General features: G+C 67.7%; 26 protein-coding genes. 11 read left to right on the forward strand and 15 right to left on the reverse strand.

The window, feature by feature from the left end:
• Positions 1 to 166: 166 nt before the first annotated feature.
• Positions 167 to 616, reverse strand: a complete 450-nt coding sequence (locus tag F817_RS0113120; protein WP_024328074.1) for a hypothetical protein — start codon at positions 614 to 616, stop codon at positions 167 to 169.
• 261 nt (positions 617 to 877) lie between these two features.
• Here F817_RS0113120 and F817_RS0113125 point away from each other — a divergent pair, with 261 nt between their 5' ends.
• From F817_RS0113125 to F817_RS0113135, 3 genes are read left to right on the forward strand one after another with little or no spacing between them, the layout of a single operon-like run.
• Positions 878 to 1,552 carry a metalloregulator ArsR/SmtB family transcription factor gene (locus F817_RS0113125; RefSeq protein WP_024328075.1) on the forward strand — a complete coding sequence of 225 codons (675 nt, stop codon included), beginning with the start codon at positions 878 to 880 and terminating at the stop codon, positions 1,550 to 1,552.
• A gap of 53 nt (positions 1,553 to 1,605) precedes the next feature.
• A complete protein-coding gene (locus F817_RS0113130) occupies positions 1,606 to 2,340 on the forward strand; it encodes an MBL fold metallo-hydrolase (RefSeq protein WP_024328076.1) in 735 nt (244 codons plus the stop codon).
• A gap of 22 nt (positions 2,341 to 2,362) precedes the next feature.
• Entirely contained in the window at positions 2,363 to 3,679 is a 1,317-nt protein-coding gene (locus F817_RS0113135; protein ID WP_024328077.1) for an MFS transporter, read from the forward strand.
• A gap of 38 nt (positions 3,680 to 3,717) precedes the next feature.
• Here F817_RS0113135 and F817_RS0113140 read toward each other — a convergent pair whose 3' ends face one another.
• A complete protein-coding gene (locus F817_RS0113140) occupies positions 3,718 to 4,176 on the reverse strand; it encodes a DUF6231 family protein (RefSeq protein WP_024328078.1) in 459 nt (152 codons plus the stop codon).
• A 104-nt stretch (positions 4,177 to 4,280) separates the two neighbouring features.
• On the opposite strand from F817_RS0113140, the gene F817_RS0113145 reads away from it, so the two are divergent.
• The 5 genes from F817_RS0113145 to F817_RS0113165 all read left to right on the forward strand — a co-directional run bounded on the left by F817_RS0113145 (position 4,281) and on the right by F817_RS0113165 (position 9,784).
• Positions 4,281 to 4,763, forward strand: coding sequence for a Crp/Fnr family transcriptional regulator (locus F817_RS0113145; RefSeq protein WP_018866896.1), 483 nt, complete (start codon positions 4,281 to 4,283; stop codon positions 4,761 to 4,763).
• 24 nt (positions 4,764 to 4,787) lie between these two features.
• Positions 4,788 to 5,579 carry a YdcF family protein gene (locus F817_RS0113150; protein WP_024328079.1) on the forward strand — a complete coding sequence of 264 codons (792 nt, stop codon included), beginning with the start codon at positions 4,788 to 4,790 and terminating at the stop codon, positions 5,577 to 5,579.
• Positions 5,579 to 7,654, forward strand: coding sequence for a hypothetical protein (locus F817_RS0113155; RefSeq protein WP_024328080.1), 2,076 nt, complete (start codon positions 5,579 to 5,581; stop codon positions 7,652 to 7,654). Before F817_RS0113150 ends, F817_RS0113155 begins: the two co-directional genes overlap by 1 nt.
• Before the next feature lie 88 nt (positions 7,655 to 7,742).
• Complete coding sequence (locus tag F817_RS0113160) at positions 7,743 to 8,378, forward strand: YdbL family protein (RefSeq protein WP_024328081.1); 636 nt, start codon at positions 7,743 to 7,745, stop codon at positions 8,376 to 8,378.
• A gap of 38 nt (positions 8,379 to 8,416) precedes the next feature.
• Positions 8,417 to 9,784 (forward strand): YihY/virulence factor BrkB family protein, encoded by a 1,368-nt coding sequence (locus F817_RS0113165; RefSeq protein WP_024328082.1) that lies wholly within the window; start codon positions 8,417 to 8,419, stop codon positions 9,782 to 9,784.
• A 7-nt stretch (positions 9,785 to 9,791) separates the two neighbouring features.
• On the opposite strand, the gene F817_RS0113170 is transcribed toward F817_RS0113165, so the two are convergent.
• On the reverse strand, positions 9,792 to 10,223 hold the full coding sequence (locus F817_RS0113170; protein ID WP_024328083.1) for an SRPBCC family protein: 432 nt from the start codon (positions 10,221 to 10,223) through the stop codon (positions 9,792 to 9,794).
• 194 nt (positions 10,224 to 10,417) lie between these two features.
• Here F817_RS0113170 and F817_RS0113175 point away from each other — a divergent pair, with 194 nt between their 5' ends.
• The 3 genes from F817_RS0113175 to F817_RS0113185 are packed head-to-tail and all read left to right on the forward strand — an operon-like array spanning position 10,418 to position 15,164.
• Positions 10,418 to 10,876 (forward strand): hypothetical protein, encoded by a 459-nt coding sequence (locus F817_RS0113175; RefSeq protein WP_024328084.1) that lies wholly within the window; start codon positions 10,418 to 10,420, stop codon positions 10,874 to 10,876.
• Positions 10,873 to 12,009: an efflux RND transporter periplasmic adaptor subunit gene (locus F817_RS0113180; protein ID WP_024328085.1), complete on the forward strand. Its 1,137-nt coding sequence runs from the start codon at positions 10,873 to 10,875 to the stop codon at positions 12,007 to 12,009. The genes F817_RS0113175 and F817_RS0113180 overlap by 4 nt, the downstream gene beginning before the upstream one ends.
• A complete protein-coding gene (locus tag F817_RS0113185) occupies positions 12,006 to 15,164 on the forward strand; it encodes an efflux RND transporter permease subunit (RefSeq protein WP_024328086.1) in 3,159 nt (1,052 codons plus the stop codon). Before F817_RS0113180 ends, F817_RS0113185 begins: the two co-directional genes overlap by 4 nt.
• Here F817_RS0113185 and F817_RS0113190 read toward each other — a convergent pair.
• The 12 genes from F817_RS0113190 to metG form a co-directional block, all read right to left on the reverse strand.
• Positions 15,142 to 15,567, reverse strand: a complete 426-nt coding sequence (locus tag F817_RS0113190) for a DUF1841 family protein (RefSeq protein WP_024328087.1) — start codon at positions 15,565 to 15,567, stop codon at positions 15,142 to 15,144. The genes F817_RS0113185 and F817_RS0113190 overlap by 23 nt on opposite strands.
• A 29-nt stretch (positions 15,568 to 15,596) precedes the next feature.
• Entirely contained in the window at positions 15,597 to 16,244 is a 648-nt protein-coding gene (gene nth / locus F817_RS0113195) for an endonuclease III (protein WP_024328088.1), read from the reverse strand.
• A gap of 66 nt (positions 16,245 to 16,310) precedes the next feature.
• Positions 16,311 to 16,748, reverse strand: a complete 438-nt coding sequence (locus F817_RS0113200; RefSeq protein ID WP_024328089.1) for a hypothetical protein — start codon at positions 16,746 to 16,748, stop codon at positions 16,311 to 16,313.
• Between the two features lie 108 nt (positions 16,749 to 16,856).
• A complete protein-coding gene (locus F817_RS0113205) occupies positions 16,857 to 17,558 on the reverse strand; it encodes an electron transport complex subunit E (protein WP_018146041.1) in 702 nt (233 codons plus the stop codon).
• On the reverse strand, positions 17,555 to 18,250 hold the full coding sequence (gene rsxG, locus F817_RS0113210; protein WP_024328090.1) for an electron transport complex subunit RsxG: 696 nt from the start codon (positions 18,248 to 18,250) through the stop codon (positions 17,555 to 17,557). Before rsxG ends, F817_RS0113205 begins: the two co-directional genes overlap by 4 nt.
• Positions 18,243 to 19,304 (reverse strand): electron transport complex subunit RsxD, encoded by a 1,062-nt coding sequence (gene rsxD / locus F817_RS0113215; protein WP_024328091.1) that lies wholly within the window; start codon positions 19,302 to 19,304, stop codon positions 18,243 to 18,245. The genes rsxG and rsxD overlap by 8 nt, the downstream gene beginning before the upstream one ends.
• Entirely contained in the window at positions 19,304 to 20,953 is a 1,650-nt protein-coding gene (gene rsxC, locus F817_RS0113220; protein ID WP_024328092.1) for an electron transport complex subunit RsxC, read from the reverse strand. The genes rsxD and rsxC overlap by 1 nt, the downstream gene beginning before the upstream one ends.
• Before the next feature lie 31 nt (positions 20,954 to 20,984).
• Positions 20,985 to 21,566, reverse strand: a complete 582-nt coding sequence (gene rsxB, locus F817_RS0113225; RefSeq protein ID WP_024328093.1) for an electron transport complex subunit RsxB — start codon at positions 21,564 to 21,566, stop codon at positions 20,985 to 20,987.
• Positions 21,563 to 22,141, reverse strand: coding sequence for an electron transport complex subunit RsxA (gene rsxA, locus F817_RS0113230; RefSeq protein WP_024328094.1), 579 nt, complete (start codon positions 22,139 to 22,141; stop codon positions 21,563 to 21,565). Before rsxA ends, rsxB begins: the two co-directional genes overlap by 4 nt.
• Positions 22,142 to 22,283: 142 nt before the next feature.
• The gene (locus F817_RS0113235) at positions 22,284 to 22,991 is read right to left on the reverse strand and encodes an enolase (RefSeq protein ID WP_024328095.1); all 708 of its coding nucleotides are present in this window, start codon (positions 22,989 to 22,991) and stop codon (positions 22,284 to 22,286) included.
• Entirely contained in the window at positions 22,988 to 23,608 is a 621-nt protein-coding gene (gene mtnB / locus F817_RS0113240; RefSeq protein WP_024328096.1) for a methylthioribulose 1-phosphate dehydratase, read from the reverse strand. Before mtnB ends, F817_RS0113235 begins: the two co-directional genes overlap by 4 nt.
• Positions 23,609 to 23,709: 101 nt before the next feature.
• Positions 23,710 to 25,749, reverse strand: a complete 2,040-nt coding sequence (gene metG / locus F817_RS0113245) for a methionine--tRNA ligase (protein ID WP_024328097.1) — start codon at positions 25,747 to 25,749, stop codon at positions 23,710 to 23,712.
• Between the last annotated feature and the right edge of the window lie 308 nt (positions 25,750 to 26,057).

Below are 26,057 nucleotides of genomic sequence, written 5' to 3' on the forward strand. Positions count from 1 at the left end.
CAAGGTCATCAAGCGTCGGGCCTATGGCTATCGCGACCAGGAATACTTCTTCCTCAAAATCCGCGCAGCCTTCCCCGGTAATGCTCGATGAACCACAAAAAAGCCGGGGCGCAAGGCCCCGGCAATGGGTACAGTCGTTGGAGAGACCACAGTCCTTGGGCGGCCCTCAGGCCGCGTGCGATTCCTTCGCCTCGCGGGCGGCCTTCGCCTGTTCCGGATCATAGGCGGCTCCGGACCAGAGCATCTCGTAGGCGATCTCCTCGTTCCCGTTCTCGCACAGTTCCAGAACCTGCTGGAACAGCGGCTGGAAGGTTTCGCTCTGGTGCGAGGCCTCGTGTTCCTCGAAGCTGTTCCAGAACGTGATGATCAGCGCTTCCTTGTCCTTCATCGGGCTCTCGACCGCCTGGCCGATGGTGGATCCCTCGTTGGAGACGGCCCCGGAGTTCAGCGCCACAAAGCCGCCCACGAACCCGGTATCCGAGTGATAGGTCTTCACGTTCTCGCAGAGGACGGCGACACGCTCCTGCAGGTCGTCGATGGTGTATTCCGGCTTGAGGATCACGCGATTGATGGTGACCACGCCGTCGGCCGGGAAGTTGTTGATCAGTTGGCTCATGACGTCCTCCTTTTACAGGGGAAGGGTGCCCGGAGGCACAGGGTGCTCATTCAGTTAGTAAGCAACTTCTAATCGAAGTTCCCGAGTAACGTACTCGGGAATTAGCGTGCCTGCCAGGATCACCCAAAAACCGGAGGGGCGGACCGATGGCGAACCTCGGGGAAGGGGCGTGGATCCGCGAAGGCCTCGTGCGGCCCCGGGGGTTGCGCGAGCGGTTTCGATCTTATAGCTTACATTCTAACGAATATTGGAATGTAAGCTGTGTCCGGACGCGAACTCAAGGATCTGCTGTACGAGCAAGTGGCCCGTATTGCCCGGGCCGCGGCCAGCCCGAAACGGCTGGAATTGATCGAGGTGCTGGTGCAGGGCGAGAAGAGTGTCGAGCAGCTGGCGGCGGATGCCGAGATCAGCGTGAAACTCGCCAGTGCCCATCTGAAGGAGTTGCGCCAGGCGCGGCTGGTCGAGGCGCGGCGCGAGGGTCGGCGCATGTTCTATCGCCTGGTGGACCGGCATGTCGCCGATTTCTGGGTGATGCTCCGCAGTCTGGCGGAAGAACGTCTGCTGGAGCTTCAGGCCGCCACCCGCGAGATGGCCGAGGGTCCCGGCGAGCTGGCCCCGATGGCCGGGCCGGAGCTTCTCGAGCAAGCCCGCCGCGGAGATCTCATCGTTCTGGATGTCCGTCCGGGCATGGAATACGCGAACGCCCATCTGCCGTATGCCCGGTCCATCCCCATCAACGAACTGCGCAACCGTCTGGACGAGCTGCCGACGGATCGCCCGGTGGTGGCGTATTGCCGCGGTCCGTACTGCCTGATGGCCAGCGAGGCCGTCGAGATCCTGGGTACGCACGGCATTCGCGCGACCCGGCTCGAGGATGGCGTGGCCGAGTGGCGCTATCAGGGCCTGCCCATTACCCAGGACGCGGAATCCAGGTAACCCAAGTAACCCATGCAGATGCAGAGACCGGAAGTCGGTCCAGGAGGCGTGTCATGTTTTTTCATCAGTTGCCCACGCGGGAATCGTCGCTGTCCTATCTGTTCGGCTGTGGCTCGCTGGGGAAGGCGATCGCCGTGGATGTCGTGGACGGGGACCAGGACTGGTTCCTAGAGCGTGCCCGCGAGGCGGGTGTGGCAATCACCCATGTGATCGACACGCATGTCCATGCCGACCACTATTCTGGCGGCCGTGACCTGGCAAGGCGGGCCGGCGCCGAGTACTGCCTGCACGCATCGGATCGTTCGGTGGTCGAGTTCGACTTCCACGCGCTGGAGGATGGCGATCGCATCGTGGCCGGAAATGTCGAGGCCGAGGTGATCCATACCCCGGGTCATACCGAGGACAGCGTGTGCCTGTTGGTGACGGACAAGCGGCGCGGCGATCAGCCCTGGTTCGTGCTGACTGGCGATACGCTGTTCATCGGCAGCATCGGGCGCCCCGACCTGGCCGGGCGCGAGCGCGAGATGGCCGGTCGCCTGTTCGACAGCCTGCATGAACGCCTGCTGGGTCTGCCGGACGAACTGGAGATCTATCCGGGCCATTACGCCGGCAGTGCCTGCGGCGCGGGCCTGTCCGGCAAGCCGTCGTCCACGCTGGGCTTCGAGAAGCGCTTCAACCCCGGGCTTGCGATCCGTGACCGCGAGGCGTTCGTCGATTTCCTGACCCAGAACATCCCGCCACGCCCGGCGGGCATGGATGCCTACGTCGCCGCGAATATCGCGGCCTGATCCGGAACCAGAGGGATACGTCATGACCGACCATCACAAGGCCGCGGAGGCCTATTCCCACCTGACGCACGGGATCCGGGAGAACCTCGGGCAATTCGGCCAGCAACTGATCCAGGTCTTCTTCGTGGGCCTGACGATCGGGATGATGCGCACGGTCGTGCCGGCGCTGGCGGAGAGCGAGTTCGGCGTGGCCGAGGGCTCGTTCATGTTGCTGACCGCGTTCGTGGTGGCCTTCGGCGTGGTCAAGGGGGCACTCAATTTTGTTGCCGGGCGCCTGTCCGAGCGGCTGGGCCGCAAGACCGTCCTGATGCTGGGCTGGGTGGCGGCGATCCCGATCCCGTTCATGATCCTCTACGCACCGTCCTGGAGCTGGATCGTGGCCGCGACCGTGCTGCTGGGCGTGAACCAGGGCCTGGCCTGGTCGATGACCCAGACCGCCAAGATGGACATCACCCGTGCCGATGAGCGCGGCTTCACCATGGGCATGAACGAGTTCTCCGGCTATGTCGGGGTTGCGGTGGCGGGGATCGTGACCGGCTACATGGCGGCCGCCTTTGGCCCCCGTGTAGGTCTGCTGATCTTTGGCCTGGTCGTGATCGCGCTGGCGATCATCATGACCGCGGTGTTCGTGCGCGAGACCCTGGACTGGGCCAGGGCCGAGGGCGCCCGGCATGCGGCCGGTCAGTCCACCGGCCCGGCGCCGCGCTATCCGAAGAACATCGCGGACACGCCCACCACGTGGGAGGTATTCACGCTGATGTCCTGGCGCGACCGGCGGATGGCCGCGTTCAGCCAGGCCGGGCTGGTCGAGAAGTTCGTGGATGCCCTGGTCTGGGTGTTCTACCCCGTGTTCCTGTACCAGCAGGGGCTCAGCCTGGCGGCGATTGGCTGGGTGGTCGGGATCTACGGCTTCGTCTGGGGCGGCTCCCAGTTCATGACCGGGCGCCTGTCGGACCACATCGGGCGCCGCCAGCCGATCATCTGGGGCATGTGGATCTGTGGTGGCGGGGTGGCCCTGACGCTGCTGGGCGAGGGCGTGCTGTGGTGGTCGTTCGCGGCCGCCGTGACCGGTCTCGGCATGGCGCTGCTGTACCCGAATCTGAGCGCCGCGGTGGCGGATATCGCCCATCCGAACTGGCGCGGATCGGCCATCGGCACTTACCGCTTCTGGCGTGATCTCGGATACGGTGTTGGTGCGCTCGGGCTGGGCATCGTGGCTCACCTGGGCGGATCGGTGATCTGGGGATTCTGGTTCGTGGTGATCGCGATGTTCCTCTCCGGTGGGCTGGTCTGGTGGTGGGGCGAGGAGACCCATCCGCGCCTGAACCCGGACGACTGAACGGCCACTGACGGGGGTGGGGAGGGCCGCGAGGCGCGCTACCAGCGCGCCTTGTCCCACATCTCCGGGTTGGCCCAGAAGCGGGCGTTGAGCCAGTCGGGCGTCAGCTTGTAGTCGTACAGACTGGTGCGATAGACGGCGTGGTCCGGTGCGGCCGTCTCGGCCTCCGGGTCGTGGCGAAAGCCCAGGGCCAGGAAGTCGTTCAGGCCCCAGCGTTCGTCGTCGCGCCGGTGCAGGATCAAGACCTCGTCGGCCCAGCGATCGCGCAAGCCGCCCAGCAGTTGCTGCCCCGTCGCGGTGTCCAGCGCGCTCAGCGTATCCGGGAGCACGACCAGCGGCACGCGTGGCCCGGGCGGCTGGCGGAGAAATGCTTCCACCGTTTCGGTTTCGGCACCCGGAGGCGGTTCGGTGTTTGCGCCGTCGGTCACCAGCACGATGGCGCGCCCGTCGCGCAGGCGCCTTGGCAGGTGGCGGCGCAGGACCTCGATGTCGATCAAATGATCCTCCTTCGGCATGTTCGTGACCCCGCTTCGGGGCTTCGTTCGTTATACTCTAAAGCCTCTCACAGCCCATTGCGGACCCGTCAGAAGGAACCCTCTCCATGTCCAAGGAACTGCTGACCGAATTCCTCTCCAAGCACCCGATCTCCGCGTCACTGACGCCGGCCGAGGTCGAGGTCCTGCTCGAGTACCTGGAGGTGGTGGAGACCCACCACAAGCAGGTGATCGCCGATATTGGCGAGGTCGGGGAGTCGCTGTTCTTCGTGGTCAGCGGGACCGCCGCGCTTTATCACGACGACGGCAGCCAGGAGATCGAGGTCGGTCGCATGCAGACCGGCGAACTGGCGGGTTCCATGTCGTTCTTCGACCGTGTGCCGCGGGGCGTGCGCATGCGCGCCCTGAGCGACAACACTCGTCTGCTGCGGCTGTCGCGCTCGATGTACGACCGCCTGCGCGTCGAGCAGCCGTACATCGCGGTGAATCTGCTCGAGTTCGCCATCATCAGTCTGGATCACCTGATCCGCCGGGTCTCCGAGGACGTGGCCACCTACGCCCACTATCTCTACTCCCCGGGCAAGAAGTAAACCCGACCGCGGGCGGAGACCGCCGTGCTCGCCACCCTGCAAACGATCGCCGAGCACCTCCTGCTGCCGCCCGGGCTGGGTATCGCGCTGACCCTGGTCGGTGTAGCCTTCTGGCGCGCCGACTGGCGCGGCGGGCGCCCGCTACTCGCCGCAGGCCTGCTGGCGCTGGTACTGCCGAGCCTGAACGTCGTGGCACAGCCGCTGGCCCACAGCATGGAGCACGACCTGCGCGACACGGTGATCGCGGTGGGCCGGGCCGATGCCATCGTGGTGCTGGGCGGGGGACGCTGGCCCGGACGCGGGGAGGACGGCGGACGCGATGCCCTGAACCCGTGGACCCATGAGCGTCTGCGCCATGCCGCCCGGCTGCACCGCGATACCGGCCTGCCGATCCTGGTCTCGGGCGGGCGTCCGGGGGCACTACCCGGCCGGCGTTCCGAGGCCGAGTTGATGGCGGCGTCGTTGCAGACGGATCTGGGGGTGCCGGTGCGCTGGCTGGAGAGCACGTCGCGCAATACCTGCGAAAACGCCGCCCACACCCGTCAGCGGCTTCAGCACAGTGACGTGCAGCGGGTGCTGGTGGTGACCCAGGCGCTGCATCTGCCGCGGGCGCTGGCCTGCTTCGAGCGTGCGGGGCTGGCCGCCGATCCGGCCCCGGCGGGTTTTCGCGGCCCCACCGGCGACCCGCGCCGGGTCGAGGATTTCCTGCCGCGCCTGGAGGCCCTGGAGGTCTCCCGCTTTGCCCTGCGCGAGTGGCTTGCCCGGCTCGCGCGCCCGCTGCGCGATCGCCTGCCGGAGCGGGGCGACCCGGTCTGATGGACGCGCTGCGCGGGGCACCGGGTGGGGTTTCCGCGGCGGCCGGCCTGGTGCTCTTCCTGCTGGCGGGGGCCGTCATGGCATCGGAACCCGCGAATGCATCCGGCGGTATCCAGCTCGATCTTCAGATTGAATCCCTGTTGCGCGAGGACCTCGAGGCTCGCGGTCTGAGCACGCAGGTGCAGTGGACCCCCGCCGGTTTGTCGCTGGAGATGCGCGCGGAGCGCGTGCAATTCCCCGAGCCACTGGGGACGCTGAGGCAGCTCCGTGTGGAATGCGGTGACCTGCGGATTGGTCGTGCCGAGATTCGCTGCGATGCGGCGCGACTGTGGGGGGATGCGGGGGATCTGCACCTGCACGGGGCCCGGGTGGGCCTGCGCTGGGGACGCGAGGCGGGCGAGTTTGCGCTGGCGGGCGCGTGGCCGGGCTGGTACGGGGCGAGCGGAGACTTTCGCGTACATCGGGACTCCGCTCGGGGCTGGGATGTGCGGGCCGATCTGGAGGGCATCGACCTTGCGGCCCTGGCCGCGTCCCCGCGCCTGCCGCTGGAGCTGCCCGTACAGCTGGGTGATGGCGCGGCGGATCTCGCGCTGCGCTGGCGCCAGCACGGGCACTCGATGGCCACGCTGGTGGTTCACGATCTGGCCTTCAGCGACGATCTCGGGCTCCAGGCGGGCGAGGAGCTGGATGGGCAACTCCGGGTCTCGGGGGATGCGGGGGGCTGGGACGTGGATGCGGCCGTAACCAAGGGTGTCGTGTTCGTCGATCCGTGGTTCGTGGATCTGGATGCCGAAGGACCGGTGAAGCTGGAGGCCCTGGGGGTCGTGGCGGATGGGGACGGCATGGCGCTACGGGCGCGCTCGTTGGCGATGGAGTATGGCGAGGCTGCGTCGCTGACCGGACAGGGCCTCGCGTTTTCGCCCGAGCGCGGTCTCGACGGACGATTCCGGGGCGAGGTCGCCGCGCTGGGCGTGATCTACGACAGCTTGCTGTCCCCCTGGCTGGTGGGGACCGCCCTGGGGGAACTGGACGCGGCGGGCCGCTTGGGCGGCGAGATCGAGCTGGAGGCCTCAGCGCCGCGTTACGCCCGCGTTGCATGGTCCGGGGTGGAGGCCCAGGATCGGCGCGGACGCTTCGGTGTGAGCGGTGCCCGGGGCGAGCTGGACTGGTCGGATACGGTGCCCGGTGGACCGGGTCGGGTCGGGTTCGAGGGCGCCCACCTGTACGGACTGCCGTTCGATGCCTTCACCGCCCGCGTGCGCACCCGGCCGCAGGGGCTGGAGCTGCTGGAGGCGACCGAGATCCCGATCCTCGACGGGGGGCTGCGGGTCCAGGCCTTCAGCGTGCAGCAGACGGATACGGGGCCGGATGTGCAGTTCCAGGGCGGGATCCGCGCGATCAGCCTGGAGGCGCTGACCGGGGTGCTGGGCTGGCCCCGTTTCTCCGGGCAGGTCGCCGGGATGATCCCGCGGGTGCGCCTGGAGGACGGTGATCTGAACGTGGACGGGCGCTTGCTGGTCCAGGTGTTCGATGGCGAGGTGGTGCTGCGCGATGTCTATATTCACGATCTGTTCGGGTATGCGCCCGAGCTGGGGCTGTCGACGCAGATCCAGCGCCTGGACCTGGAGCTGGTCACGCGGGCGTTCGACTTCGGGCGCATTCAGGGCCGGTTGTCGGGACATGTGAACGATCTGGTCATGGTGGACTGGTCGCCGGTGCACATGGATCTGGAGCTGATGACACCAATGGACGATCCGGGGCGTCGCCGGATCAGCCAGCGGGCGGTGGAAAACATCACCGAGCTGGGTGGCGGGCTCCAGGCGGCGGCTTCGTCGATCTTCCTGCGTTTTTTCGAAAACTTCAGCTATCGCCGCCTGGGCTTCCGCTGCGAGCTGCGCGGGGACGTATGCACCGCCTCGGGTGTCGCGGATCGCCCGGATGGCGGGTTCGTGCTGGTGCAGGGGGGCGGTTTGCCGCAGATCCAGGTGATCGGCTACAACCGCCGGGTGGACTGGCCGGAACTGATCGACCGCCTGGCGACCATCCAGGCGGGCGACGGCCCGGTAGTACAGTAATTCCTGGGCCGCGTTTGGTTGCCATTCAGGCGGATGGTGTAGATTGGGCACACGCGGGGTTCACCCGCCCGAACAAGGGAAGACAGGCATGAAGGCTTTGTGGAGTGTTCCGGGACTGGCGCTGCTGTTCACGCTGCTTGCGGGTTGCGTGACCATCAATATCTATTTCCCGACCGCTGCGGCGGAAGAGGCGGCCCGCGCCATCGTGCGCGACGCGCTGCAGGTGCCGGACGGCGAGGTTGTACCCGAGCCCGAGTCCGAGTCGGGAGCGCTGCTGCCGGCGGAACAGCCAGTGCACGCGGGTGGGGTGGGCGCCACGCCGGTATTGGCGTGGGTGCTGGAACGCCTGGTCAGCCCGGCCGCGGCGCAAAGCCCGGACCTGCAGATCGAGACCCCCGCGATCAACCGCATCCGGGCGTCGATGCGCGAGCGGTCGCCGCAGCTGGCCCCCCACTTCCGTAGCGGGGCGATTGGCTTCGGCAGCAATGCCGACGTGGTGATCCGCGACCTGTCCGAGGTCCCGCTGCGGGATCGCAGCACGGTACAGCGCCTGGTCAGCGAGGAGAACTCGGACCGCGATTCGCTCTACCGCGAGATCGCCCGCGCCAACGACCGCCCGGACTGGGAACGCCAGATCCGCGAGACCTTCGCCCGCGTTTGGGTGGAGGAGGCCCCCTCGGGTTACTGGTACCAGGACCGCAACGGCCAGTGGCAGCAGAAGTAGGGCCACGTGACGGGAACCCCCAACCGCGGGAGTGACGGGTGGCGAGTGTAGCCTGGGCCGAGCGCCTGGACGCCCGGCGTCGCCAGCTGACCGAACTGGTCAATGACACGGACCTGTCGGCGCTGCCGCGCTGGAAGGCCGTTCCGCTCGGGGTGGTGCGCGGTCTTTTCGCTCTGGTGCGAGAGGTCTCCGACGGGCAGCTGACCCTGCGCGCGATGAGCCTGGTCTATACCACGCTGCTGTCAATGGTGCCGTTGGTGGCGTTGTCGTTTTCGGTACTCAAGGCCTTTGGTGCGCATAACGCGGTGGAGCCGTTCCTGCTGGGCGTGCTCGAGCCCCTGGGCGAGCAGGGGGTGGAGATAGCCCACAACGTGCTCGAGTTTGTCGACAACATGCGCGTGGGCGTACTCGGATTCGTGGGTCTGCTGTTCCTGATCTATACGGTCATCGCGCTGGTGCAGAAGATCGAGCTGGCCTTCAACACCATCTGGCGGGTGGAGAACAGCCGCAGCCTGGCGCAACGTTTCTCCAACTACCTCTCGGTCATCCTGATCGGTCCGGTGCTGGTGGTCTCGGCGCTGGGGATTACCGCGACGGTGATGTCATCCGCGGCCATGCAGGCAATTGCCGGGGTCCAGCCCTTGGGCATGCTGATCACCGAGATCTCGCGGCTGGTGCCGTATTTCCTGATCATTGCCGCGTTTGCCTTCATCTACGTGTTTGTGCCGAACACCCGGGTGAAGGTGATTCCGGCGCTGATCGGGGCCGTGGTGGCGGGGTTGCTGTGGCAGAGCGTGGGCTGGGTGTTCGCCAACATGGTGGCGGGTTCCACCCGCTATGCGGCGATCTACTCCAGCTTCGCAATCATGATCATGCTGCTGATCTGGATCTACCTCGCCTGGCTGATCCTGTTGATCGGGGCGAACGTCGCCTTCTTCGTGCAGCACCCGGAATACATGAACGTGCGCGGCATCCGTCCGCGCCTGTCCGGTGCGGCCCGCGAGCGCATGGGCCTGCACCTGATGCAGCAGGTCGGGCAGCGTTTCCATGACGGCCATCCGGCGCCAACGCTGGACGAGGTCGCTGGCGCGCTGGCGGTTCCGGGCAACGCCCTGGGCGATGCGGCGCGGCGGCTGGAAGAGGCGGGGCTGCTGCTGAGGGCGGGCGAAGACCGCCAGCTACTGGTCCCGGCCCGGGACCTCGACGCCATTCGCGTGGACGCGATCCTGGAGGCCTTGCGCGAGGACACCGACGATCACGCCATCCGCCGCCTGCGCGGCAGCGCTGCGGTGGAGACGACCCTGAAGGAAGTCGATTCGGCCCGTCGCGAGCGGCTGGACGGGCGCACGCTGCGCGACCTGCTGAATATCGACGGTGAGCCCGGGGCGGTGACCGACCCGGCCTGACGGGGTGTCAGGGGCGGGCTGCCTCGGCGTCCAGCCGCTGCTGCGCGCGGGCCATCAGTTGTCCCGATATCCGCTCCACCAGGGACTGGGCCGCGCGCCGCACCGCAGCGTCGAGGAACGGGTTCAGCTTGTACTCCAGCTCGAATTCCACCCGGGTGTGGCCCTCGCCGTCGGGGCTCAACCGATAGCTTCCGCGGTTATGAACGCCGCGGATCGAGCGCCAGGCGAAGTGCTCGGGGGCGATGGCGCTGCAGACCTCGACGTCGAAGTCCATGCGCATCCCGGCGGCGCGCACGGTCCAGCGATAGCAATCGTTCCCGAGACACTCGATGTGCTCCACGTGGTCGCACAGGTCCACGAAATTGGGGACATGGCTCAGCAACTCGAAGACCCGGTCCGGTTCGGCGCGCAGGCAGGTGGCGTGGCTGATGGTTCGCATGGCGGATCGTCTTCGCTGGCAGATGGTGACGGGGCGTACATCTCTTCCTGAGAGCCTCGCGTTTTTCCGGGGTTCCGTGCAAGGGTGATGCAGGTTGTCCGGGGGGCGGGCGTCCTCCGTCGGTCCGGGCGTGCATATTGGGCGGCGTTTCCCCTACGATGGCGGGATACTCTGGCGACCCCCGGAACCCCCGCATGTCCACCGCGCAAAAAGACCCCGAGTCCGACTTCCTGCGACGATTCGAGGCCGGTTCCACCGGTATTCTCCACTGGGAGCAGCTGGACGAGTTGTGGCAGCGCCTGCGCGAGCGCGCGGACGCCGGCTGGTTTGTCTACGCGGTGGGAGACGCCGTTCCGGAGGATCCGGCGCCGGAGGAGACCTTCCTGCGTTTTGTCGACGAGGTCGATGCCCTGTTGCGGCGCGACCACGACGAGGACTACTGCGGGATCGTCTATGTCGACGACCGCGAACACCCGGAGTTCGTGAAGATATTCGACCCCAACAACCTCGGCTCGAGTTGCGGCTCCTCCGGGCTGCGCGTGCTGCCGGGATGGGTCGTGTCGCGGGTCCCGCCGGTGGACCTGGAAGTTGCCGTGCCGCCCACCGGTAGCCGCCGGCGCTGGTGGCAGCGGCTGTTCGGATCGACGCAATGAGCCGATCGCTGTGGTCGCGCCTGCGCGGCCAGGCCCGATTGCTGGTCGCACTCGGGGTGGTGGTGCTGGTCGTGGCCTGGATTGCGTCCGGGATGTTCGGGCGCGAGGCGGACGAACCCCGCGAGGCCGCGGAGCCGAGGCCGATGACCGTGGCAGTCACCGAGCTGGAGGCCGAACCGGTGGAGCGGCTGCTGGTGCTCCAGGGCCGAGTGGAACCGGACCTGCGGGTGATGGTCCGGGCCGAGACCGCCGGCCAGGTGGCGGAATGGACCGTGGCGCGGGGCGCGACGGTCGCGGCGGAGGACTTGCTGGCACAGTTGCGCATGGACGACCGTGAGGCGCGTCGGCGCCAGGCGATCGCCCGCCTGCGGGGGGCGGAGAGCGAATACGAGGCGGCGCAGCGCCTGCATGACCAGGGGCATGTGTCGCGCACACAGCTGGAGGCGCGCGAGGCCGAGCGCGAGGCCGCCCGGGCGGAACTGCAGGCGATCGAGCTGGATATCCGCAATACCCGAATCACGGCCCCGGTCGCGGGTGTCGTCAATCAGCGCCTGGCCGATCGTGGCGAGTTCGTCGGCCGGGGGGATCCGGTGGCCGAGGTGGTGGACAACGATCCGCTGCTGGCGGTGGTGCATGTGGCCCAGCACCAGATCGGCCGGGTCGAGACGGGGCAGCGGGCGCGCATCCGGTTTCTCGACGGGCGCCGCGCCGAGGGCGAGGTGCGGTTTGTTGCACGGGTGGCCGAGCCGGGGACGCAGACATTCCGGGTCGAGATCGCCGTGCCGAACCCGGAGGCGGCGCTGCCCTCCGGGATCAGCGCGGGGGTGGAGATCCCGACCGCGACGGTGCTGGCGCACAAGCTTTCGCCGGCGTGGATGGGGCTGGATGACGAGGGCCGGGTGGGCGCCAAGACGGTCGACGACGATGACCGGGTGGTGTTTCACGGGGTGGAGGTGATCCGGGCCGCGGCCGACGGCGTTTGGGTAACCGGTCTGCCGGAGCACGTCCGCGTGATCACCATCGGTCAGGGGTTCGTGACCGCCGGGGAACGGGTGCAGACGCAGCCGGTGGACCGGGAGGCCGAGGCCCCGGGCGCGACGGCGCCGGATACGGTGGACGGGGCATTGCCGTGAAATCCCTGATCGCCTGGGCCGTTGCGCACGCCCGGACGGTGCTGCTTTTTTTGCTGCTGATTCTGGCGCTGGGCGCGACGGCCTACAGCATCGTACCCAAGGAGGCGGCGCCTGAGATCGACGTTCCCATCTTCTTTGTCTCGGTGCCGTATCCCGGTGTCAGCCCGGAGGATGCCGAGCGGCTGATGCTGCGGCCGCTGGAGCGCGAGCTGCAGTCCCTGCCCGGGGTAGACGAGATGCACTCCTGGGCGGGCGAGGGCTTCGCCCTGGTGCGGCTGGACTTCGAACCGGGCTGGGACAACCGTCGCGCGCTCTCGGATCTGCGCGAGGAAGTCGACCAGGTGCGCCCTGAGCTGCCGGCGGGCGTGGAGGAACCCAGCGTCTCCGAGGTCGATCTGTCGCTGTTTCCGGTACTGACGCTGAACCTCTCGGGCCCCCTGGACGAGCGCACGCTGGTGCGCCTGGCGCGCGACCTGCGCGATCGGGTCGAGGCGATCCCCGGAGTGCTGGAGGCCGATGTCGGCGGCGACCGCGAGGAGCAGATGGAGGTCCTGGTCGACCCGCTGGTGCTGGAGACCTTCGAGCTGTCGTTCAACGAACTGACCCGGGCGATCGAGCGCAACAACCGGCTGGTGGCCGCCGGTGCGCTGGATACCGGGGCGGGCCGCATCCCGCTGCGCGTGCCGGGCACCATCGACGATGTCAACGATGTGCTGGACACCGCGATCCGTGTGGAGGGCGATGCGGTGGTCCGGGTGCGCGATGTCGCCGAGGTGCGCCAGAGCTACCGCGACCCGGAGGGGTTCACCCGGATCGATGGCCAGCCTTCGGTGTCACTGGAGATCCGCAAGGCCTCCGAGGCCAATATCCTGGAGGTGGTCGCGGCCGCCCGTGCGACCATCGACGCGGCGCGCGACGACTGGCCGGACTCGGTAGAGGTGACCTACCTCCAGGACATGGCGCGGGATGTCGGCGACCTGCTGGGGGATCTGGAGAACAGCGTGATTACGGCCATGCTGATCGTGGCGCTGGTGATTCTGACCATGATGGGGGCGCGGGCGGCGCTGCTGGTGGGGCTGGCGATCCCGGGTGCCTTCCTCGGCGGCATCCTGGCGATCTACCTGATGGGCTTCACGCTGAATGTGGTGGTGCTGTTCGGCCTGATCCTCGTGGTCGGGATGCTGGTGGATGGCGCGGTCGTGGTGGTGGAGCTGGCGGATCGCTATGTGGCCGAGGGTATGGCGCGGGCGGATGCATTCCGTGCCGCCGCCCAGCGCATGGCCTGGCCGATCACCACGGCCATCGGCACGACGCTGGCGGTGTTCGCGCCCATGTTGTTCTGGCCCGGGATGGTGGGCGAGTTCATCGTCTACCTGCCGGCCACGGTGATCGTGACCCTTGTGGCCTCGCTGGCGATGGCCCTGGTCTTTATCCCCGCGCTCGGATCGGTGATCGGTCAGACGCGGCCGATCAATGCCGCCCAGACAGGCTACGTACGCGCGGCGGAGGAGGGACGCTACGACGAACTGCAGGGCATCACGCGGGCCTATATTCGCCTGCTGCAGCCACTGGTTCGCAGTCCCGGGTGGACGCTTCTCGCGACCCTGGCGGTGGTGCTGGTCGCCTACGCGCTGTACGCCAGCCAGGGGCGGGGTGTCGAGTTCTTCCCGCAGGTGGAACCGGACTTCGTGCAGGTCCAGGTGCAGGCGCGTGGCGACCTCTCCGTCTGGGAGGCGGATGCCCTGGTGCGGCAGGTGGAGGGCCGGCTGCGGGGCGTGCCCGAGATCCGGCACGTCTATGCGCGGACCATCGGCACTCAGCTGGGGCGCCTGCAGGGCGACTACGCCGAGGACGTGATCGGGCTGATCCAGCTGGAACTCGTCAACTGGCGCCAGCGGCCGCCGGCCCGGGAGATCATCGAGGACCTGCGCCGGCGCACCGGGGATCTTCCGGGGCTGCGCCTGCAATTCCGCGCCCAGGAACGCGGCCCCAGTGAGGGACGCCCGATCGTGGTCGAGGCGTCCAGCGCCGATCCCGAGCGCATCGCACCGGTGATCCGGCAGCTGCGCGCCGAGATGGACCAACTCGGCGGGTTCGAGGATGTGACCGACGACCTCCCCCTGCCGGGGGTGGAGCTGGAGGTGCGTTTCGACCGGGAACAGGCCGCCCGTTTCGGGGTGGATGTCCCGTTGCTGGGCGACGGGGTGCAGCTGATCACCAGCGGCATCCTGCTGGGTACCTATCGCCCGGACTACAGCGACGAGGAGGTCGATATCCGCCTGCGCCTGCCGGCGGAGCAGCGGCATCTGCAGCAACTGGCCGGCCTGAACCTGCCCGGGGCCGCGGGCCTGGTGCCGCTGGCGCATTTCGCGGAACTGGTGCCGGTGCCGGCGACTGGCCTGATCAAGCGTCGGGATGGCGACCGCGCCTATACCCTGGAGGCGGACGCTGCCCCGGGCTATCTGGTGGACGAGCGCCAGCGCTCGCTCGAAGGCCGGATGGCCGGCATGGAGCTTGACCCCCAGGTGCAGCTGCGCTTTCGCGGCCAGGCCGAGGAGCAGGCCGAGGCGACACGCTTCCTGCTGGGGGCGTTCGGGCTGTCGCTGTTCCTGATGCTGGCGATGATGGTGACCCAGTTCAATCGCTTCTCCCAGGCCCTGCTGGTGCTCTCGGCGATCGTGTTTTCCACCGCCGGAGTACTGCTCGCGCTGCTGGTGCGCGGCGAGCCCTTCGGCATCGTGATGAGCGGGATTGGCGTGCTGGCCCTGGCCGGCATCGTGGTCAACAACAACATCGTGCTGATCGATACCTACAACGAGCAGCGCGGGCGCGGGCTGGATGCGATGGAGGCCGCCCTGCGCGCGGCGTCGCAGCGCATGCGGCCGGTGCTGCTGACGGCGATCACCACCATCCTCGGGTTGTTGCCGATGGTCCTGGCGTGGACCGTGGATTTCGCCGGGCGCGACTTCTATGTGGGGGCACCGGTGACCGGGTTCTGGGTCCAGCTGGCGACCGCGATTGCCGGCGGCCTGCTGTTCGCGACCCCGCTGACGCTGCTGTTCACGCCGGCGGCGCTGGTGCTGCTGGATCGCTGGGGTCTGGATCGACCGCCGGTGGCCGCCAAACGGGCGGCTAGCGGCTCGCCAACCGCTTGAGACACTCGAGGTAGGCGTTCTCGTCCGGCGCGGCGTTGCTGCGCTGGGCCTCCCACAGGGTCTGGCCGAGGCATTCCATCATCCGGTGCTCGGCGTCCATGACGCCGAAGCGCCCACAAAGGCCCTGATGCAGCTGTCGGATCCCGGCCGGGCGGTCGGTGCGGGCCTGGTCGCGCAGGCTCAGGTGCATCGCCATGTGCAGGAACGGGTTGGAGGTGCCGAGCTCCGGCGGGAACTCGCCGGTCAGCGCGGTCTCGCGGTCCTTCAGGTAGTCGTGGTACTCGGGGTGTTCCGAGATCACGTCCACCAGTTGCTGTTCCAGATCGGTCAGGGCCTCGCCGGCCTGCGCCTTTTGCCACGCGTCGACGAACTGGGTGCGGATCTGGTCGCGGTTACCGTACATGGGATGTTCCTTGAAGGGGACAGGTTCGTTCAGGCGCCGGCGGGCGGTGGTGTCTTTGCCTTGTATTCGCACAGGTCCGCGATCGGGCAGCGCCAGCACTCCGGCTTGCGTGCCTTGCAGACGTAGCGCCCGTGCAGGATCAGCCAGTGATGGGCGTCCTGCAAGTAGGCCTTCGGGGTCAGGCGCATCAGGCGCTTCTCCACCTCCAGCACTGTCTTGCCCGGGGCCAGGCCGGTACGGTTGGCGACCCGGAAGATGTGGGTGTCGACCGCGATGGTGGGGACGCCGAAGGCGGTGTTGAGGATGACGTTCGCGGTCTTGCGCCCGACCCCGGGCAGGGCCTCCAGCGATTCGCGGTCGCGCGGAACTTCGCCGCCGTGGCGTTCGACCAGCATGCGGCAGGTCTTCATTACGTTCTCGGCCTTGGCGTTGTACAGGCCGATGGTCTTGATGTGTTCCTTGAGGCCGTCCAGGCCCAGCTCGAGGATCGCCTCGGGGGTGTTCGCCACCGGGTACAGGCGGCGCGTGGCCTTGTTGACGCCGACATCCGTGGCCTGGGCCGACAGGATCACCGCGATCAGAAGCTCGAACGGTGTTTCGTACTCGAGTTCGGTGGTGGGCGCGGGGTTGGCCGCCTTCAGGCGCTCGAAGATGGCTTCACGCTTCGCGGCGTTCATGAATGCGGGGGCTCCAAACAAACCGGCCCCGCGTCGCGGGGCCGGTAACTCGCGTAATGGCGTTGCTCAGACGTGGCGGAAGAGGCCGACATCCGGCGCGGCGTCGCGCGGATTGGACTCGGCTTCCTTCTCCAGGTCCTTGATTAGCTTGGCGTGCTTCTCTTCCAGGTCGTGCATCGCCTTCTCGTCCAGCTTCGGGAAGATGACGTCACGGATGAACGAGCCCAGCTCGTCCAGGCAGCTCGGCCAGTACTTGTCGTTCAGGTGGAACGAGTGATGGGCATGGGTGCCCATCGGGTAGCTGTCGAACTTGCGGATCATGGTGTAGGACAGGTCGCTGTCCTTCTCGACGAAGTCCTTGGCCCAGTCGTACCACCACTTGTAGTACTTCTCCTGCAGGTCGTCGTTGAACCCGTGGTTCTCGAAAAAGGCGGCGATGGTGCCGCGCGGGGCGAGGCCGTAGCGCGTGCCGCGCTTGCCAGCAAACGGGAAATGTCCAGCCATGCCTATCTCCTGGGACGTTTGAGTGTCCGGGGCGTGTGGCCCCGGTAGAACGAATTCGTGGCGCCGGAAGTTTACCGGCTGACGGCCAGGAATCAAGGCCGGAGCCGATCAGGCGTTGTCGGGGCTCGCCTCGGTTGCGGTCGCGGTCTCGTCGCCGGTAGGGCTCGGTTCCGCTTCGAACTGGCTGTCGATCCAGTTCTTGGCGGCGATCAGCAGGCCCATGGCCATGAAGGCGCCGGGGGGCAGCAGGGCCAGCAGGAAGCCGTGCTCGGACGGGTAGAGCTGCAGGGTCATGCCGTGGCCCCAGTCGCCGAACAGGAGGTGGGCGTTGGCCATCAGGGTGCCCTGGCCGAGGACCTCGCGCAGGGCACCCAGGGCAATCAGCACGCCGGTGAAGCCCAGCCCCATCATCAGCCCGTCCAGCGCCGCGCGCGGGACCGAGTTGCGCGAGGCGAAGGCCTCGGCGCGGCCGATGATCGCGCAGTTGGTCACGATCAGCGGGATGAAGATGCCGAGGATCAGGTACAGCCCGTGAAACCAGGCGTTCATCGCCAGTTCGATGGCGGTGACGATGGAGGCGATGATTAGCACGTACACCGGGATGCGGATCTCCGGGCGCGCGTGGTCGCGGATCAGCGAGACCAGCACGTTCGACAGCAGCAGGGTGAGGGTGGTCGCGATGCCGAGGCCAATCGCGTTGACCATGGTCCCGGAGATTGCCAGTAGCGGGCACAGGCCCAGCAATTGCACCAGCCCGGGGTTGTTGTGCCACAGGCCGTCGCGAATGATGTCGGTCAGGGTCGGATTCATCGGTTTGCCTCGTCGTCCCCGTTGGCTTCGGACTGAGGGAGCGGTGCTGCCACGGAACCGGTGTCGTCGGGCCGGGTGGACAGCAGTTCCTCGCGGTGTTCGTCGAAGTATTCCAGGGTGCGGTAAACGGCGCGAACCACCGCGCGCGGGGTGATGGTGGCCCCGGTGAACTGGTCGAAGGCGCCGCCGTCCTTGCGTACCCGCCAGTCCTCGGCCGGTGGATTCCCCAGCGAGCGGCCGTCGAAGTCGTGGATCCAGTCCGATCGCTCGGCCTCGATCGCGTCACCCAGCCCCGGCGTCTCGCGATGCGCGGAGACGCGCACGCCCTGGAGCTCGCCGCGGCGATCCACGCCGATCAGCAGGTGAATGTCGCCACTGTAGCCGTCCGGAGCGACCGCGGAAAAGACGATGCCGACCACCTCGTCGTCGGCATCGCGGGCGAACCAGGCGGGCAGGTGGTCCCCGCCGAGCAGTTCGTGGCCCAGCTTGACGGTGTCATGGACCGGGTCGTTGCGGTAATCGAGATCGCCGGTCAGCTCCGCAATGCGGTTGCGGTTGACCGCCATGCGGTTGTCCTCGATACGCGCCTCGGTGGCGTCCTGCACCAGGGCGACGACACCGGCGCCGACCGCGGCAAAGCCGGCGAGCAGGGCCGTGGCCACCAGGATGTCGCGGGGTTTCAGGTCAAGCATGACCGTCCCCCGGGGGTGGCCCGCGCCGCGAGCGCCCGAAGATGCGCGGTCGCGTCAGGTGGTCCAGGGTCGGGGCGACCATGTTCATCAACAGCACGGCGAAGGCGACCGCGTCCGGGTAGCCGCCCCAGGTGCGGATGACGAAGATCAGCACGCCAATGCCGGCCCCGTAGAGGATGCGGCCCAGCGGGGTGGTGGAGGCGGAGACCGGATCGGTCGCGATGAAGAAGGCCCCGATGATCACGGCCCCACTGAAGACGTGGAACGCGGGCGACGCGAAGGAGTCCGGGTCGAGCATCCAGAAGAAGCCGGCCGGGATCGCCACGCCGAGGATGACCGCCACCGGGATATGCCAGTGGATGATGCGCCGGAACAGCAGGTACAGCCCGCCGAGCAGGAAGAAGTTGCCGATCCATTCCCAGCTGGTCTCGCTGAAGCTGCCGAACAGCGGGCTCACGGTGATCTCGCTGACCGTGCGCCCGGAAGCCAGGCCCTCACGCATGGCATCCAGTGGCGTGGCACGGGTGATTGCGTCCCACTCGTGGGTCCCCGGGAGGCTGCCGGTGAGGACCGCCTGCAGCGTCTGGCCCAGGCCCAGCGACATGTCGGCCAGGGTGTCCGGTGCCGGCCACAGGGCCATTTCCCGCGGGAACGAGACCAGCACGACCACATAGCCGACCATGGCGGGATTGAACGGGTTGTAGCCCAGGCCGCCATAGAGGTGCTTGGCCACGATGATGGCGAAGGCGATACCGATCAGGGTGACCCAGACGGGCGTGAGGGGCGGGACGGCCAGGGCAAACAACCAGCCGGTGACGATGGCCGAGTTGTCGCCCAGGGTGGCCATGACCGGGCGCTTGCGGGCAGCGACGATCGCCGCCTCGAAGGCCACGGCAAACAGGACCGCCAGGACCACGTTGACCAGCACGCCCCAACCGAAGAACCAGGCCATCGCCAGGGTGCCCGGCACCAGCGCCATCAGGACCTGCTGCATCACCCCGCCCACCGAGTGGGACGGAATCATGTGCGGCGAGGATTCGGTGCGAAAGCGCATCAGCGGTGGCCCGTGTCCGTGGGATCGGATTCGCCGGACTCGGCGGTGGTCCCGGTGCCATCCGGGGCCGTGGCGGCCTTCTCGGTGTTGTTATCCTCGTTGGTCCCGCCGGCCTTTGCGGCCTTGCGCGCGCGGGCGCGCTCGAGCGCGGCCTGGATGGCGGCCTGTTTGTCGCTGTCGCCGCCTTCCTCGCCTTCCTTCTTCTTGACCGCAGCCTTCTTCTTGGCCAGGCGCTCGGCCTTCTCGCGTTCCTCGCGCTCGATGCGTTCCTGGCGGAACTCGTAGCGTTCGCGCGCGATGTCCGACTTCTGGCGCTCCTTCTCCCGCGCCCAGATCTCGTTCTTGGCGTAGCGGTAGTACTGCACCAGCGGGATGTTGCTGGGGCAGACATGGGCGCAGCAGCCGCACTCGATGCAGTCGAACAGGCCGTAGTCCTGGATCGCATCGAAATCCTTGGCCTTCGCCTGCCAGTAGAGCTGCTGTGGCAGCAGCTGGGCGGGACAGACGGCCGCGCACTCACCGCAGCGGATGCAGGGCATGACCGGGCCCGGGGGTGGGGTGTCCTGCGGCCGGGTGGCGAGCAGGCAATTGGTGCCCTTGATCACCGGGATGGCGTCATCGTGGACCGCGAAGCCCATCATCGGGCCGCCCATCACCAGCCGGTCCACGCCCTTGGCATAGCCGCCGGTGGCGGCGATCACGTCGGCGAACGGGGTGCCGAGCAACGCCTCGACGTTGCGCGGGTGCCGCACGCCCGGCCCGGTGACGGTGACGATGCGCGACAGCAGGGGGCGCCCCTGGATGACGGCATCGCAGACCGCCTTGAAGGTGCCGGGGTTGTTGCAGACCATGCCGATGTCCGCCGGCAGACCGCCGCTCGGCACTTCCTGGCCGGTCAGGACCTTGATTAGCTGGCGCTCGCCGCCGGTGGGATACAGCGCCGGGACCGAGACGAGCTGGATCAGCTCGCGCAACTCTCCGGGGAGGGTTTCGGTGAGCGCCCGCATGGCCTCCGGCATGTTGTCCTCGACCGCGAACAGGACACGGTCCACGCCGAGCAGGTGGGCGACGATGCGGATTCCCTCGAACACCGCCTCCGGGGCCGTGCGCAGCAGCATGTCGTCGGCGCTGATGTACGGCTCGCACTCCGCCCCGTTCACGATCAGCGTGTGGATGCGCTGCCCCGCCCGCGGGTTCAGCTTGACCGCGGTGGGGAAGGCGGCCCCGCCCAGCCCGACGATACCGGCGTCACGGATGCGCTGGCGCAGCTTGCGCGGGTCGCGGGTATCCCAGTCCAGCCAGGGCTCCATGCGGGTGTCGCCCCAGGCGTCGCGGCCGTCGGTCTGGATCACCATGCAGGGTGCGCTGAGCCCGGAGGGGTGGGGCACGGCATGCGGGGCGATCTCGATCACCTCGCCGGAACTGGGCGCGTGCACGTGGGCCGCGATGTAGCCCTTCGACTGGCCGATACGCTGGCCCTTGGTGACGTGGTCGCCGACCGTCACGCAGGGTTCCGCGGCCTCGCCGATGTGCTGGCCCAGCGGGACAATCAGCTGCGACGGCACGCCCATCACCAGCACCGGATCGCGGGTGCTGGCTTCGGTCTCGTCGGCCAGTTTCAGGCCCCCGTGGAAACGATGCAGCTGCATAAGCGTATTCTAACGGTTTGCGGGCTCCGGCTTAGCCGGATCGCGAACCGTCCGCGATGGCGTGGATGGGCCGCTCGATGGGCGAGGGTTCCGGCTCCGACCAGCGCCATTCGGTGATGTCGGTGCCGACCGGGACCATGGTGATGCAGTCCACCGGGCAGGGCTCGATGCACAGCTCGCAGCCGGTGCATTCCTCCTCGATCACGGTATGCATCTGCTTGGCGGCCCCGAGGATCGCGTCGACCGGGCAGGCCTGGATGCACAGGGTGCAGCCGATGCAGATGTTCTCGTCGATGATGGCGACGGCCTTCTCCTGCTCTTCCTCCTCCAGTGGGGTGGGTTCGCGGTCGAGCAGGTCCGCAAGGGCCTGGACGGTGGCCTGGCCGCCGGGCGGGCAGCGGTTGATGTCCGCCTCGCCGGCGGCGATGGCCTCGGCGTACGGGCGGCAGCCGGGGTAGGAGCACTGGCCGCACTGGGTCTGCGGCAGCAGGGCGTCGATCTGATCCACGACCGGGTCGGACTCCACCCGGAAACGCTGGGCGGCGAAGCCCAGGATCACCCCGAAGGCGGCCGCCAGGCCACCGATCGCGAGGATGGCGTAGAGCACGCTCACAGCCGCACCAGCCCGGAGAAGCCCATGAACGCCAGGGACATCAGCCCGGCGGTGACCATGGCGATCGCGCTACCGCGGAACATCACCGGCACGTCGGCCACGGCGATGCGCTCGCGGATGGCGGAGAACAGGATCAGCACCAGCGAGAAGCCCACGGCGGCGCCGAAGCCGTACAGGGCGGACTCGACGAAGTTGTGCGCCTCCTGGACGTTCAGCAGGGCCACGCCCAGTACCGCGCAGTTGGTGGTGATCAGTGGCAGGAAGATCCCCAGCACGTTGTAGAGCAGCGGCGAGGTCTTGCGCACGACCAGTTCGGTGAACTGCACCACGGCGGCGATCACCAGGATGAAGGCGATGGTACGCAGGTACTCGAGCCCGAGCGGGATCAGCAGGTGTTCGTTGATCACATAGGAGCTGACCGCGGACAACGTGAGCACGAAGGTCGTGGCCAGGCCCATGCCGGTGGCCGTCTCGACCTTGCGCGAGACCCCCATGAACGGGCACAGGCCCAGAAACTTCACCAGTACGAAGTTGTTCACGAGGATCGTACTGATGAGGATCAGGACGTATTCCACGAAAAATCCGAGTCGTCAGGTCAACAACACAGTATCGGCGACGGGCCGTGCCCGCTCAACCCTGCCCATTACGGGGCGATTGCCCTGTCCGGACGTAAATCCCCGCCCTGGAGCGGGATGAGGGCCGGGTCGTCGAAACAGCTTACCGGTCGCCGGCGCCGTCGGGGATGAGCGAGGTCAAGGACCGGACCGGATGGTCATCCCCGGCCTGCGGATCCGCCGCCGGGCGTGCGGTCAGCAGCCAGGCCTGGTGGGCGGCATCCAGCTCGTCGCCGCGGGTGGACAGTACCAGAACGGCCTCCGGCGTCAGGCCGATCTCCGCCGCCAGGCGGCGGTAGCTGCCGGCATCGCGGCGCCCGCCGATGCGGGTGTCGAACCATCCGGCAAGGCGTTGCTCGACCTCCGGATGCGGGCCGTGGCGCAGCCAGTCGCGCTGCACCGGTGCCGGGGTTGCCCCGAAGCTGTACAGGGCGACGCCGGACTGGTGCAGCCGGTCCAGTGCGGCTGCCGTGGTGTCGTCGAGTTCGGGCTGCAGGGCCCCGGCTTCCAGTGCGTCGGCCCAGACCATCCCCTGGAGCTGGCGCACCGGCGTGATGTCCTGGCCGCCGCGGATCCAGGCGTGGATCTGGGCGAGCAGCCCGTCGACGTCCAGTTCGCGTCCGGAATAGGCCAGGATGTCCGTCAGGGTGCGCTGCACGGCGGTGGTTTCGGCGTGGCGTTCGAGGAAGTCCGGCAGCGCCTCCAGCGCATGGGGCTCCAGTGTCTCGCGCAGCACGCCGGAGGGGACGAGGATGCCCTCGAAGGCCAGGATGACGGCCTGCGGGGCGGGGTGTGCGTCGCCGCGGTTCATTGGGGCAGCTGGCGCGCCAGCGACTCGCATTCGAACATGAACTCGAAGGCCTCGGTGCGCTGCATGGCCCGTTCGACGGTCTGGCCCCAAGTGTAGAGACCGTGGCCGCTGATCAGGTAGCCGGCAAGCGCCGGATCGCGGTCCATGGCGGCATCGACCCGGGCGGCCAGCTGCTGCATGTCCGGGTGGTTGGCGAAGACCGGGACCTGGATGCCGCGCGTGGGGTGCTCGCAACCCGGGAGTTCGCGCAGGGCCTCGTAGTCGCGCAGCAGCAGGGAGCCCCCGACCTGACGCGACAGCACCGTGCCGTGGATGCTGTGGGTGTGGAGCACGGCCCCGAGATCGGCGTCGCGGCGGTACATGATGATGTGCAGGAAGGTCTCGGGGCCGGGCTCGCCGCTACCGGAGACCAGGTGCCCTTCGAGATCGACGACCATGAAGTCGTGCGCGTCCAGAAGGTCCTTGCTGCGGCCCGGTGCGGTAATGGCGATGTGCTGGTCATCCAGGCGCGCGGAGAAGTGCCCGGTGCGCGCGGGGAGCCAGCCGCGGTCCGCGAGCTCGCGTCCGGCGTCGGCCAGCAGGCGGACCTGCGCTTTGAATTCGGGGCTTTGTTCCATGCGTCCGGGTGTCGACAAAAGAGCGGCAGCTTACGCGAGGCTCGGGTGCAAATCCATGGGCCGTCGCGGTTCGGCGCGAAACACGCGATCGGGAGCGGGCATTACTTGACGCGCATGCCGGGGCGGGCGCCGTCGTCCGGGTTCAGGATGTAGAGCTCCGAACCGCCCGGCCCGGCGGCCAGCACCATGCCTTCGGAGACGCCGAAGCGCATCTTGCGCGGGGCCAGGTTGGCGACCATCACGGTGTGTCGGCCGATGAGGTCGTCGGGGGCGTAGGCGGACTTGATGCCGGCGAAGACCTGGCGCGTGTCGCTGCCGATGTCCAGGGTCAGCTTCAGCAGCTTGTCGGCGCCCTCGACGTGCTCGGCGTTGGCGATGCGCGCGATGCGCAGGTCCACCTGGGCGAAGGTGTCGAAGTCGATGGTCGCGGCGATCGGGTCCACGTTCGCCTCGGGGGTGGCGTTGCCGGGGGCGCTGGATGCCTCGGTGGCGGCCAGCGTGGCCTTCGAGGCCTCCAGCAGCTTGTCGATGGTCTCCGGCTCGATGCGGGTCATCAGCGGCTTGAACTTCTGGATGGAACGCCCGACCAGCGGCTCGCGGCTCGCCCAGCGGGTGTCCTCCAGGTTCAGGAACGCGGCGGCGTCGGCGGCCAGTTTCGGCAGCACCGGGGCGAGATAGACGATCAGGATGCGGAACAGGTCCAGGCCCTGGGTGTTGATCGCCTGGACCTCGGCCTCGCGCCCTTCCTGTTTCGCCAGGACCCAGGGCTGGGCCTCGTCGATGTACTGGTTGGCCTGGTCGGCCAGGGCCATGATGCGGCGCATGGCCTGGGCGAACTCGCGCTTCTCGAAGGCCTGGGCGATCGCCTCGCCCTCGGCGACGAAGGCCTCGTGCAGGTCGGGGCGCGGGAGTTCTGCGGCCAGTTCGCCTTCGAAACGCTTGTTGATGAATCCGGCGCAGCGACTGGCGATGTTGACCACCTTGCCGACCAGGTCCGAGTTCACCCGTTGTACGAAGTCGTCGAAATTCAGGTCCAGGTCGTCGACGCTGTCGCCCAGTTTGGCGGCCAGGTAGTAACGCAGAGACTCCGGGTTCAGGTGGTCCAGGTAATCGCGGGCGCGGATGAAGGTCCCGCGCGACTTCGACATCTTCTGACCATTGACGGTCAGGAAGCCGTGGCAGAACACCGCCGAGGGGGTGCGATAGCCCGCACCGTGCAGCATGGCCGGCCAGAACAGGGTGTGGAAGTAGGCGATGTCCTTGCCGATGAAGTGATACAGCTCGGCATCGGAGTCCGCGCCCCACCAGGCGTCGAAGTCCAGGCCCTGCTGCGCGGCGTAGGCGCGAAAGCTCGCCATATAGCCGATCGGCGCGTCGAGCCAGACGTAGAAGTACTTGCCCGGCGCATCGGGGATCTCGAAGCCGAAGTAGGGTTTGTCGCGGGAGATGTCCCAGTCGCTGAGACCGGTGTCGAACCACTCGTCCAGCTTGTTGCGGATCGCGTCCTGCAGGCGCCCGGAACGGGTCCATTCGCGCAGGAAGGCCTCGAAGTCCCCGAGCTTGAAGAAGTAGTGCTCGGAGGCGCGGGACTCGGGCCGCGCGCCGCTGATCGCGGAGACCGGATCCTTCAGGTCCAGTGGGCTGTAGGTGGCGCCGCAGGCCTCGCAGGAGTCGCCGTACTGTTCTTGCGCCCCGCACTTGGGGCAGGTGCCCTTGATGAAACGATCCGGCAGGAACATCCCGGCCTCGGGGTCATAGGCCTGATCGATCGTGCGGGTCTCGATGTGTCCGGCGTCGCGCAGCGCGGTGTAGATCTGCCCGGCCAGCTCGCGGTTCTCGTCCGAATGGGTCGAGTGGTAGTGGTCGAACCCGATCAGGAACTCGCCGAAGTCGGCCTCGTGCTCCTGGCGCACACGTGCGATCAGCTCCTCCGGCTCGATGCCCTCGGCGCGTGCCTTGAGCATGATCGGGGTGCCGTGGGCGTCGTCCGCGCAGACATAGATCACCTCGTGACCGCGCGAACGCTGGAACCGCACCCAGATATCGGTCTGGATGTATTCCACCAGATGGCCCAGGTGGATCGGGCCGTTGGCGTAGGGCAGGGCGCTGGTGACGAGGATCTTGCGCGGGGTATCGGTCATTGCTTGGCTCGTTTGGGTGGCACCGGGCGCGGGTGCAGGGGCGCTATTGTCGGGTTTGGCTCGAGGGTTGTCGAGGCGTACAGCGGGCCTCGGCGTGTTGTCCACAGAACCTGTGGATAACTCTGTGGGAAACCCGGTGGAATCCGTCGCCAGGCCTTGCCACACAAGGGCTCGTGACAGATTGGTTAAAAATCGACCAACATTCGAAATAGCAATAATAACAATCGGATATAAAACTATTGTGCAGCGGTTTGGATGCTTGTGCGCCTATCTCGGGCCGTTTCCTCCATCGGCACGCCCTTTGTGCA

The sequence above is a fragment of the Thioalkalivibrio sp. AKL19 genome (genome assembly GCF_000420165.1).
Lineage (GTDB): Bacteria > Pseudomonadota > Gammaproteobacteria > Ectothiorhodospirales > Ectothiorhodospiraceae > Thioalkalivibrio.

Bases quoted from the DNA above. Each gene is read 5' to 3' on its own strand.
- F817_RS0113120 (WP_024328074.1), bottom strand. From the start codon at position 616: ATGAGCCAACTGATCAACAACTTCCCGGCCGACGGCGTGGTCACCATC.
- F817_RS0113130 (WP_024328076.1), top strand. From the start codon at position 1,606: ATGTTTTTTCATCAGTTGCCCACGCGGGAATCGTCGCTGTCCTATCTG.
- F817_RS0113135 (WP_024328077.1), top strand. From the start codon at position 2,363: ATGACCGACCATCACAAGGCCGCGGAGGCCTATTCCCACCTGACGCAC.
- F817_RS0113145 (WP_018866896.1), top strand. From the start codon at position 4,281: ATGTCCAAGGAACTGCTGACCGAATTCCTCTCCAAGCACCCGATCTCC.
- F817_RS0113155 (WP_024328080.1), top strand. From the start codon at position 5,579: ATGGACGCGCTGCGCGGGGCACCGGGTGGGGTTTCCGCGGCGGCCGGC.
- F817_RS0113160 (WP_024328081.1), top strand. From the start codon at position 7,743: ATGAAGGCTTTGTGGAGTGTTCCGGGACTGGCGCTGCTGTTCACGCTG.
- F817_RS0113170 (WP_024328083.1), bottom strand. From the start codon at position 10,223: ATGCGAACCATCAGCCACGCCACCTGCCTGCGCGCCGAACCGGACCGG.
- F817_RS0113175 (WP_024328084.1), top strand. From the start codon at position 10,418: ATGTCCACCGCGCAAAAAGACCCCGAGTCCGACTTCCTGCGACGATTC.
- F817_RS0113180 (WP_024328085.1), top strand. From the start codon at position 10,873: ATGAGCCGATCGCTGTGGTCGCGCCTGCGCGGCCAGGCCCGATTGCTG.
- F817_RS0113190 (WP_024328087.1), bottom strand. From the start codon at position 15,567: ATGTACGGTAACCGCGACCAGATCCGCACCCAGTTCGTCGACGCGTGG.
- nth (WP_024328088.1), bottom strand. From the start codon at position 16,244: ATGAACGCCGCGAAGCGTGAAGCCATCTTCGAGCGCCTGAAGGCGGCC.
- F817_RS0113200 (WP_024328089.1), bottom strand. From the start codon at position 16,748: ATGGCTGGACATTTCCCGTTTGCTGGCAAGCGCGGCACGCGCTACGGC.
- F817_RS0113205 (WP_018146041.1), bottom strand. From the start codon at position 17,558: ATGAATCCGACCCTGACCGACATCATTCGCGACGGCCTGTGGCACAAC.
- rsxG (WP_024328090.1), bottom strand. From the start codon at position 18,250: ATGCTTGACCTGAAACCCCGCGACATCCTGGTGGCCACGGCCCTGCTC.
- rsxD (WP_024328091.1), bottom strand. From the start codon at position 19,304: ATGCGCTTTCGCACCGAATCCTCGCCGCACATGATTCCGTCCCACTCG.
- rsxC (WP_024328092.1), bottom strand. From the start codon at position 20,953: ATGCAGCTGCATCGTTTCCACGGGGGCCTGAAACTGGCCGACGAGACC.
- F817_RS0113235 (WP_024328095.1), bottom strand. From the start codon at position 22,991: ATGAACCGCGGCGACGCACACCCCGCCCCGCAGGCCGTCATCCTGGCC.
- mtnB (WP_024328096.1), bottom strand. From the start codon at position 23,608: ATGGAACAAAGCCCCGAATTCAAAGCGCAGGTCCGCCTGCTGGCCGAC.
- metG (WP_024328097.1), bottom strand. From the start codon at position 25,749: ATGACCGATACCCCGCGCAAGATCCTCGTCACCAGCGCCCTGCCCTAC.